Raw genomic sequence first — 8413 nt, 5'->3', positions numbered from 1 at the left:
ATCAAAAAAGTGGAGACACAGAAAAATCAGATGCGGCACTGGCAAAACTCTATGATCTTAATGATAAGACAGAAAAACAATTCAAAAACCTAAAAGCGGATGAGGAACTAGGAAAAAAACTTCAGGCCGCTTTCATCGGATATTTGAAATCCGATTGTGACGTGGAGGGTATTATGGATATAATAAAAACAACATCAGATGACGAATCTGTGAAGTAACGGCACAGACCTACCTGCTTATTCAAGCTTTTTCAGCCGCTTTTCCTGTTTTTATGGGCTAAAATTACGTACTTCTAAGCCTACCCTATGCGGCAAGATAAATTGGCTGTAAAAATTATTGACCGGCGTTCATTCTCCCGTATTTTCACACGCCAGGCATCACCAACAGAGGAGTTTTTTATAGAAAAAATAATACCTTCTAAGAAAACCTGCTAGTCAAGCCCCAAAATTCTTAGTGTGCCCCCTCCTTTTTAGTGCCGATCGAATTTAGGCAAATTTTGATACTGCTTAAAATGTACAGCTAGTCTATCCGGCTGGACAATAGTAGCTGTGTGGTGGCTATCCCCGCCTGCTCCAGTAGGTTAGGCAGGTGGTGCAGCAGGCTGCGCCAGGGGTGCGTCGGCCCCTCTATCAGACAGGCCTGGCTGGGCCATCCGTGGGGGCGATGCACCGCACTAGTGATCCAATGTTTTTTAGCTTTTAAGCTAAAACAATAAGGCTTACCACAAAACTTCTGTCCTCCCCCCTAAAAATAGCCTCGGCCAGATAGACTGACCGAGGCCGCTTGTAAAACATACCGAGAGAAGGAGGAGTCTGTTACTTATTAACAATCAGTGTTACGGTAACTGTGTGTATATCATCACTCTCGGTCAATTTTATACTACTTGATTGCGTCTTCATGGCCTGGCTCAGCGGATCGAATGTGAGTTCGCAAATCACATCATCATCTGTCTGAGAATCATAGTCGTAGAAGGAGACAGAAAAACCAGATTTTGTGTCCCATAGGCTAATAGGACCCTGAGAAAAGTTCCACAGCTTACTACCGATAAGGTCTTCTGTTCTCCGCTCTATGGGAAGTCGGTACAGATTTGTGCCGTCGCCATTATCAACTGTGAAATAAACATCTGGGGAGTAGTTTGACCACGCATTATCCCAGGTCTCTCCAGAGGGCTTGTTCTGGCTTATTCCATCTATCTGAATAGATACAATGCTGAATGATTTTATATTAAAAAATTTCTTGGCTGTATTTTCATTGATATTAAAGGTAGTAAGGATAGTTTCAAACTGATTTTTGTACGTCTGGAAGTCACCATTACTTGGCTTGATATAGGCAAAAACACCATAAGTAGATTCATTTTTCTCTGAATAAAAGAAAACAACATCCAGGTAAATTAATTCATCTGTCTCCTGGTTTGTTCCCTTCACAAAAAACTTCTTAAGCTGCTTGCCTTCAACGAAGATACTGGCAGATTCAATGCTATGAATAAGTAATCCTGAATTATCCTGGATCCATTGGTGTACCTCGCCTTGTTGATTTACATCAAACTCCGCTGACTGAGACTTGTCTATGAATATAGACAAATTGTCATTTAACATTAGAATATCTGTATATTCTGCATAATTACCATAAGTTCCCTGATTTTGGCTTTCATACGTCTGTCCATCCATATAGATGGAGTAATCTCCCAAGCTATTTACAAATAAGCTTTTACTTATTTCTGGCAACTTTTCTACTGGAGCAGCTACGGGAATAGAGGCAAGCTGAGGGGTGTTCTGTGGAGCCTCTTGGGACAATATTCCCTTTTCCAGATACGATAAGGTATAGTTTCCTATATTTAAGAGCCCTGAAGCTACCAGGTCAAATTTATTTTGAAATAATGCGTTGTGAATTGTTTGAAAATCGGTTTTTAATTTTACTATATACTCCTTATTCAGTACCTTTACTCCTTTTGTTTTATAAATAGCCTGCGTAACTGATAGGCTAGCATTTTCATAATCTTTTCGCACAATATATTTAGGCGTTTCTTTCAGTATCTCTTTTATGAGTGGATCCTTTATATTCTTTGAAAAAAGAGGATAGGAAGCATCCCATATGGATACAATAAATTCAGGCGACAGGCCTGTACTCTGTGCATTCAGCCTGGGTGGCAAAAAGCAAAAAGCAAAAAGCAAAAAGCAAAGATTTTTTCATGACTTTTTCATGATTTTGTTAAAAAAACAGCTAGCAAATAGTGTGCAAAATAAAATGGATACAAATTTACCAAAAAATGGAAGCTCTGGAAGCCAGAGATCAACTTGTTATTTAATTCTACTCGCTCTGGTTCAGGTTCTCTTCTGCTAGTGCAAAGCCGCTTGAAGGGCTAACTGTACAGGTTATGCGCGAGCAGGTTCCGCCAGCTTATGAAGCACTAGTCTATCCGGCTGGACAATAGTAGCTGTGTGGTGGCTATCCCCGCCTGCTCCAGTAGGTGGGGCAGGTGGTGCAGCAGGCTGCGCCAGGGGTGCGCCGGCCCCTCTATCAGCCAGGCCTGGCTGGGCCATCCGCCGGGGCCATGTACGGCCAGGTCGTACAGCCCCTGGGCCAGGGGCGGCGGTGGCTGGGCTGCCAGCCCTGCCGCATGCAGCTGCCCGCGCAGGTAGGCGGTGCGTGCCTGCCCCAGCGCGTTGGCAGGGGCGGGGGGTGGGGCCAGCTCGTCTAGCACCTGCTGGGCCAGCCCAGGCTGCCCGCTGCTAAGGGCCCAGGCATAGCGCAAGTAGGCTTTCAGCAGCTTGGGGCCGGGGTGCAGGGTGTGGGCTACCTCCAGCTGCTCGGGCAGGAAGGAACAGAATAGCTGTACCTGCTGCCGTGCACGCGTAATGGCCACATTCAGGCGATTCTGTCCGCCGACCTGGTTCAGCCAGCCAAAGCTGGCCGGCACACGCCCCTGGGCATTGGGGGCATAGCCAATGGAAAAGAGGATCACATCGCGCTCATCGCCCTGCACGTGCTCTATGTTTTTTACAAACAGTCCCTGTAGGGTGCCTTCGCGCTCCAGGTCGAAGGCGGTGGCCAGCCGCTGGGCCTCGGCCTGGCGGCCCGCCCGGGCATGGGCCAGGGTGCGTCGGTCCAGCTCGTCCAGCAGGGCCTGCTGCTGTGGGTAGTTGAAGGTAACCACCCCCACGCTGGGTGGCTGTGGCTGTGCCAGCAGCTGCTCCAGGGTATCGGCCACCGCCTCCACCTCCACCTGGTTTACCCCCTTGTCAAAGCGTCCCGCCAGCCGGTGATACAGAATGGGTGGGGCCGGCGCCGGGCGGGGCAGCATCTGCAGGCTATCCTGATAGAAGGCGCGGTGGCTAAAGGCAATCAGGGCCGGGTAGCGGCTGCGGTAGTGCCCCCGCAGGGGGTGGGCGGGCAGGCGCTGCTGGGCCAGGTGCAGGATGCTCTCGCTATCTATGGCACTGGCCAGCCGGGCATCGGGGTCGTAGTACTCGGCCACCAGTTCGTCCACCTCGGCCTGTACCCTGAATAGGTCTGTGGGGGGTAGCTGATGCGGGTCTCCGGCCACCACCACCTGCCGTCCGCGCAGCAGCACGGTCAGCAGTCGCTCGGTGGGGCACTGGCTGGCCTCGTCTACGATGATGAGGTCGAACAAGCCGGGCACCATGGGCCAGGCAGCGGCCACGGTCTCCGGGCTGGCCAGCACACAGGGCATGCGGTGGCCCAGGCCAGTGGCCAAGAACTGGCTGATGAGCTGCCGAAGGGGCCAGCGTCGCCGTTTTTTGGCCAGCTGGTGCAGCAGCTCGCGTGTGGTAGCCGCCGGCTCCGCCCTCTGGCTGTGTGCTGCAGCCACACGCTGCGGCAGCTGGTGCCGCAGCTGCTGCGCTAGCTGATCTTCCAGCTGGCGGTACTGGCTACAGCGTACGGCATAATCCTCCGCTTGCGGGTCTCGGAGGATGGGGTGCTGGGCTTCGGCCTGCTGTAGCCAGATGTGGGGCAGGTCGGTCTCCAGGGTAGATTTCAGGGTTTCTGCCCACACGCAGCCCGCCCGCTGGGCTGCCTGCCACAGGCGCTGCAGGGCGGCGGGTGCCTCGGCCCATAGCGCATCCACCGCACGGAAACGCTCGGGCTGGAAGTGCTGCGCCAGTAGTGCTGCCCAGGCCGCTCCGTCTCCTGCTGCTGCCTTGCTTGCCAGGGTCTGTGGCAGCTCGGCACCCAGGCCGGGTAGCCCCGCCGCCTGGGCCAGCTGTTGCCGTAGCTGCTGCCGGGCCACCACTGCCTGCTGCAGGCTGGCTAGTAGCTGCTGCCAGTGGGCCCAGTGGGGCAGGCCAGTAGGCCCGGGTAGGGGGCGGTAGGCGGGCAGCAGGGTGCAGGCCAGGTAGCGGGTCGCGAACCAATGGAGCGCCTCGGCATAGGCTTCTAGCGGCTTGGGGTCGGCCAGTGCCGTTTCCAGCTGCTGCCGCAGGGGGCCGGGCAGGGCTGCCAGGGCACTACGTGCCAGCTGCTGGCAGGCCAGTGCCGCATCCAGGGTGGCGGCTAGCCGTGCCCTGGGCAGGCCTTTCAGTCGGAATAGGCGGTTCAGCTGTGTACGGGCGCGGCGGCTGCGTGGGCGTAACCAGGCCAAGGGCCGGTAGGCCAGTTTCAGCTGTAGCGGTAGCTCATCCAGCCGGGTATGGGGTTCTGCCTGCCAGGGCAGGGCCCCCATGGCCCGCCAGTAGGCTTCCAGCAGGCGCTGGGCCTGCTCCAGGGGCTCCAGGGTGGCAGCGGGCCCGTGGTAGGCGGCCCACACCCAGGCAGGCCAGCTGGCTGGGTGCAGCGGCTGCATGCGCTGCTCCAGCTGCTGTACGGCAGCGTCCAGCTCCTCGGTGTCCTCAATCGGCAGGCCCGGCAGGCGCTGGGCCTGGTAGGCTTGCAGCTGGGCCAGCCATTCGGGCAGCTGTTCTACCCAAGCCGCAGCTTCTTCTCGGGCCGCCTCTGGCAGCTGCGTCCAGCTGGGGCGGGCCCGCCAGGGATGCTGTGGGTCCAGCAGATCCTGGAAGGGTCGTAGCCGCTCGATCCACAAAAAGAAATCCTCCAGCTGGTGCCGATCCAGCCCCTCGGCGGGCCAATCCAGGCGGCCTGGCCGCGTGTCTTGGGTACGCACATACAGCTCGGCTGGGCTATAGCCACAGGCCAAGGGCGTGTATAGCACGGCCGCCCGGGCCGAAAAGGCGGCAGCCAGCCGGTCTTGCTGCTCGGCCCGCTGCTGCCAGCGCAGGGCATCCGCTTCCGTGTGCTCGTATGAGGCTGTGGGGCTGGCCGCTGCCTGCTCCAGCAGCCGGGCATACAGGCTGTCTCTGTCGCCCCGGTAGTCGTGGATCATGTACGCCCACGGGCCTAGCCCCAGGTCTGCCAGGCGCTTGCTCACTACCTCCAGGGCCGCCCGCTTTTCGCTTACCACCAGTACCTTTTGCCCCTGTACCAGGGCATTTGCCACCGCATTTACAATCAGCTGGCTCTTGCCTGTGCCCGGGGGGCCGTGTACCACAATGCTCTGGCCGGCCTGTATGGCCCATAGGGCTTGTTCCTGGCCGTGGTCTACGGGCAGGGGGTATGCCTGCACCGCCCGCGCGGGGCGCGCTACCGCTGGGGCGGGCGGGGGATCTATCAGTGTAGCCAGGTCAAATGCCTCGGGGGCCTCCAGCAGGCTACGGTAGTCCTGCAGCAGCGCGGTGTCGTAGGGCGGAAAGATGCCCAGTGCCGCCTGGGGGTGCAGGCTCAGCTGCCCGATGGGCCAGTGGCCCAGGCTTTCCTCCTGGTAGTCTACCCAGGGGTCTAGCTGGCGCAGAAAGAGCTGTGAGTTGAAGTCGATGGGTATCTGCCACTGCTTCAGGTGGGCATACAGCTGGTTTAGCAGGAGCTGCAGGCTGCCCTGCCGGGGGTTGAAGGCCCAGAACTCGGGCGGCAGCAGGCGTTCGTTGAATTTTTCCAGTGCCCGAAAGAAAGCTTCGTTCAGGAGGGCCTCATCCAGCCGGCGGGGGGCCAGCGTCCAGTCGCCCTGCACCCTGCGCACCAGCTGCACCGGGAAGAGCAGCAGTGGGCAGCGCGCCACCGACCCCTCTGCAAACCGGCCCTGCACAAAGGGGTAGCCCACATACAGGTCGTAGGCCCCAGTTTCGCGCTGGCCATGCTGCAGCAGGCGGTACAGGCGGGTCAGGCTTCGGCCCAGCCGTTCCGCCTCGGGGTAGGCCCGTGCGGCAGGCTTTAGCAGTGCCACACGCTGCTGCGCCACTACCGAGGCCAGTATTGCCTCCGGGGGGGTGCCCTCTGTCCAGCCCAGGCTGTGCAGGTCCAGCTCGCGCCCGGGCAGCAGGCGCGGCATCTTCAGCGCCCGGTTGCGCTGGCTCAGGTCTAGCAGCCGCAGCCGACTGCTGTGGATGAGCGCGGTGAGCGACATGATACGAAGGTAAGAAACTGGCCTACACCCCGGGCAGCCTAGTAGTAGGCATAGTTGTGCCGGTAGAAGGAAAGATCCGGCTTATAGGGCTTGTTTCGGCTACGCTCCAGGTCTAGCAGGATCTGGCCCAGCTGACGCAGAAAGGGAAAGCCGATGCGCTCGTAGTCGTATAGATCGTCGTTTAGCACCCCGTCTTCATTGCAGTACAGGGTGGCCGAGAGCATAAACTCCACATTATGCTCAAAGTCTACGATATAGGCACAGTCTGTAAGGAAGCCATATGCCTGGCCCACCTTGTTGAAAATCCGCACATCGGCGCCTGGCAGGGGCTGTCTAGTGCCGCAGAATAGGTACTTCATGCAGGTGGGGCTGTAGTAGGCATCATACTGGGGGTCGCTACTCTCGGTGGGTAGCATGCTCATGTATTTGTGCAGCAGCTGGTAGTCCTCTCGTGCCAGCCGGAAACGTTCGGATGGGGCTACCACCTGGGGCAGTACCAGGGCCATCAGCACCTTGTGCAGGTCTTCCAGGCTGGCAGCATTGCCCATCCGGAAGTCTTTTGGGGGTGCCAGCGCTCCGTCTTGCAGCAGGGCAGTACCCACCACGGTGCGCCGCATGGCTGCCGGGGGTAGTGCCTCGGCGGTGTCTTGCGGTTGCTCATACAGCGGGCTCCCATCCGGTCCGTAGAAGATCATGCGGTTGGTTATCCGGTTTTGTGCTTCGCTGCAGTACTGCCCATAGCGGGTGCGTATGCGGTAGCTGGGATAGCCCTTTTCCCATAGGCGCCGGTTCAGCAGGCCTGGGCCTACAAACTCGTACAGCCGGTCGTAGCTAAGGTTGCCACTTACCAGAAAAACGTCTTTTACATAGTGCCTCAGGCAGGCATGGCCATAGCTCAGGCTCATCTCTTCCAGGCCTGTGGCGCCCGAGCAGCCTCCGCTGGCAAAGGTGCGAAGCTCCGCATCTGCGGGCATGCCCAGCTGCCGGGCATGCTCCAGGGCAATGGCAGCGGTAGCCATCTTTACTGCACTGGCGGGGAAGAAATACTCCTCGGGGCGGTAGCGCCAGGTGTGGTGCTTTACGTAGGGGCGGTTGTATTTATCCCGATTGATCTGCGTAAAGATGATCTGGAGCCGGTAGTCATCTGCTTTTTTCAACACCGGGCGGAGCGCACTGGCGTTCAGCTCAAAGACTTTTTCCAGCAGCGGGCTGTTCGGCCCCCCAATCTGGTTGACCTGCGTGCGGTAGGGGGCATCTTTTTCGGTTCGTTGTTTCTCAAACCGAAGCTCCTTTTTCTGCGCATGGCTCCCGGCAGGCACTACGCCGCCCAGGCACAGCAGGTATAGCAGGATCCGGTGCTTAGGCCTATATTTGGGCATGCGTATCGGGATGCTTGTCATACTACTTGGGCTAGGGCTGTGCACCACAGCCGAGGCTCAATTTCTGAAAAAACTGTTTGGTAAAAAAAAGCGCGAGGCGCTAGAGCTGCAAGCTGCGCAGAACCGAGCGAAGGCGGCAGAGAAGGCGCGGCAAGACAGCCTGGCGCAGACGATTGTGTATGCCCGGCCCGCACACAGTGGGCTAGACTCTTCCCGGCTGGGGCCGCAGGGCGTGTTTGACCAGCTAGAACAGTCGTTTGACACCGTACAGCAGGGCAAGCAGGTGCAGCGCATCTACCTGCTGCGCAACGTGGGCACCGAGCCGCTGCGCATCGAGTCGGTAACGGCTAGCTGCGGCTGCACCGTACCTGCCTATCCCAGCGAGCCGATCCAGCCCGGTGGGGTGGGTGAGATACGGGTGGTGATGAATACGGCCGGCAAGATAGGCCCGCAGCAGAAGCACCTATTTGTGCAGACCAACGACCCCGATAACGATGGCCGCTTCATGCTCAGCCTGCGGGGTACGGTAAGGGGGCTGCCAGGCCCACCCCCCCAGCGCTAAGCATGCCCCCCATGCGCCCCGTCCTGGCAGCAGGAGCCAGGCTAGCAAGGGGGGAGTGTT

At 58.0% G+C, this 8413-nt stretch carries 6 protein-coding genes; 2 read left to right on the top strand and 4 right to left on the bottom strand.

Features of this window, described 5'->3' with window-relative positions; all coding sequences use genetic code 11:
• Window positions 1–218, top strand: a 218-nt coding sequence (locus LW884_03530) for a hypothetical protein (protein ID MCE3007403.1), incomplete at its 5' end; no start/stop codon positions are given.
• A 301-nt stretch (window positions 219–519) separates the two neighbouring features.
• Here LW884_03530 and LW884_03525 read toward each other — a convergent pair.
• The 4 genes from LW884_03525 to LW884_03510 all read right to left on the bottom strand — a co-directional run bounded on the left by LW884_03525 (window position 520) and on the right by LW884_03510 (window position 7812).
• Window positions 520–669, bottom strand: a complete 150-nt coding sequence (locus LW884_03525; GenBank protein ID MCE3007402.1) for a hypothetical protein — start codon at window positions 667–669, stop codon at window positions 520–522.
• A gap of 146 nt (window positions 670–815) precedes the next feature.
• On the bottom strand, window positions 816–2171 hold the full coding sequence (locus tag LW884_03520) for a hypothetical protein (protein MCE3007401.1): 1356 nt from the start codon (window positions 2169–2171) through the stop codon (window positions 816–818).
• A gap of 236 nt (window positions 2172–2407) precedes the next feature.
• Window positions 2408–6412, bottom strand: a complete 4005-nt coding sequence (locus tag LW884_03515) for an AAA domain-containing protein (protein ID MCE3007400.1) — start codon at window positions 6410–6412, stop codon at window positions 2408–2410.
• Window positions 6413–6450: 38 nt separating this feature from the next.
• On the bottom strand, window positions 6451–7812 hold the full coding sequence (locus LW884_03510; GenBank protein ID MCE3007399.1) for a serine hydrolase: 1362 nt from the start codon (window positions 7810–7812) through the stop codon (window positions 6451–6453).
• Here LW884_03510 and LW884_03505 point away from each other — a divergent pair.
• On the top strand, window positions 7802–8353 hold the full coding sequence (locus tag LW884_03505; protein ID MCE3007398.1) for a DUF1573 domain-containing protein: 552 nt from the start codon (window positions 7802–7804) through the stop codon (window positions 8351–8353). The two genes, LW884_03510 and LW884_03505, sit on opposite strands and share 11 nt — an antisense overlap.
• The last annotated feature ends 60 nt before the right edge of the window (window positions 8354–8413 follow it).

It is taken from the genome of Bacteroidota bacterium (assembly GCA_021300195.1).
Lineage (GTDB): Bacteria > Bacteroidota > Bacteroidia > J057 > JAJTIE01 > JAJTIE01.
Note: the sequence above shows the minus strand (reverse complement) of the source record. Positions and strands in the feature narration are given on the sequence as shown.